Source organism: Zoogloea sp. LCSB751 (assembly GCF_002028455.1).
Classification (GTDB): Bacteria; Pseudomonadota; Gammaproteobacteria; order Burkholderiales; family Rhodocyclaceae; genus Zoogloea.
Map to the genome: position 1 here is coordinate 1 of NZ_MWUM01000627.1, position 236 is coordinate 236.

The following is a 236-nucleotide window of genomic DNA, read 5'->3' on the forward strand; positions in this document are numbered from 1 at the left end:
CTTTAGTCACCCTCACATGGTCTACAACGAATTCAGGGCTACCCACAAAGACAATAGTCAACACAGAGGTCTGCTGCGTCAGTGGAACTTTGATGCCCTGGGTGTGGCAAATGCAATGCAAACATTATGGTCTGAGATAGCGCTGCGTGAGACTCGAGTCGGTCGCTTGGTTCGTCATGGCAGTGCAACTATGCAGGATTATATGTTGCGTGCGGTAAGGGAATTATCCGAGGAGG

Annotated in this window: 1 protein-coding gene; it reads left to right on the forward strand. The window is 50.0% G+C overall.

What is annotated here, in order from left to right; all coding sequences use genetic code 11:
- Nucleotides 1-16: 16 nt before the first annotated feature.
- Nucleotides 17-236: hypothetical protein (locus B4920_RS30250; RefSeq protein WP_216820147.1), on the forward strand; the 220-nt coding region annotated here is incomplete at its 3' end.